At 77.2% G+C, this 1,118-nt stretch carries 1 protein-coding gene; it reads left to right on the top strand.

All coding sequences use genetic code 11. The features are described from left to right. Nucleotides 1-895, top strand: an 895-nt coding sequence (locus E4099_RS32245) for a siderophore-interacting protein (protein WP_135342622.1), incomplete at its 5' end; no start/stop codon positions are given. Nucleotides 896-1,118 lie beyond the last annotated feature (223 nt).

Consider the following 1,118-nt stretch of genomic DNA (forward strand, 5'->3'; position numbering starts at 1 on the left):
CGACACCCCCTCCGCCGCCCCGTACCGCTTCTTCGACGCCCATGTCGTCGGCGTCCGGCCGCTGGGCCGCTCCATGGTCCGGATCACCTTCGGCGGCCCCCGGTTGACCGGCTTCGCCTCCGGCGGCCGGGACCAGCGCTTCAAACTCTTCCTGCCGCACCCCGGCCAGGACACCCCACTGGTCCCGGTCGAGGCGGGCGAGGACTGGTTCGCCACATGGCGGACCATGGACCCGGCCGAGCGCGGCGTGATGCGCTCGTACACGGTGCGCGCCCAGCGCACCACCGCCGGCGGATCCACCGAGGTGGACGTGGACTTCGCGCTGCACGGGACCCGCACCGGCGACGGCACCGGGCGCGCCAAGAGCGGGCCGGCCGCCCGCTGGGCCGCCGGCGCCCGACCCGGCGACCGCGCCATCCTGCTGGGCCCGACCGCGCCGGACAACCTCGGCGTGGACTTCCGCCCGCCGGCCGGCACCGAGTGGGTCCTGCTCACCGCCGACGAGACCGCGCTGCCCGCCGTCGCCGGGATCCTGGAGTCGCTGCCGGAGCGGACCCGCGCCCGGGTCTGGATCGAGGTGCCCGACCCCGAGGACATCCAGACCCTGGCGACCTCCGCCGACGCCGAGATCACCTGGCTGGTACGGAGTGCCTCGCCCACCGCCGACCGGCACCTCACCCTGGACGCGGTGCGCGCGGCCCAACTGCCCGCGGGCACCCCGTACGCCTGGATCGCCGGCGAGTCCGGCACCGTACGGGCCCTGCGGCGGCACCTGGTCGGCGACCGCGGCTTCGACCGCGCCGCCATCATGTTCACCGGCTACTGGCGCCGCGGCGCCACCGAGGAGCAACTGGTCGAAGAGGCCGTCTCCGGCACCGGTGCCGCCGAGGACTGACGCTCCCGCGGGGGCGGGGCGCGGTCGGCGCAGGTGCGGCTGGGCAGGTACTCGGTCGGCTGCGGGCCGTTCGGGGCTGGTCGCGCGGTTTCCCCGGACTTCGTCCGGGAGGTGCCCCCAGCGCCCCCGCGGGCGCGGGTGTGAGGCCGGTGGCCTGGCGTCCCGCGCGCCCCCGGGCGCGACGCGGAGGCCGCGGTGGTCCCCTGCCGGCCGCCTCCCACCT

Origin of the sequence: Streptomyces palmae (assembly GCF_004684805.1) — a bacterium.
GTDB classification, from domain to species: Bacteria; Actinomycetota; Actinomycetes; order Streptomycetales; family Streptomycetaceae; genus Streptomyces; species Streptomyces palmae.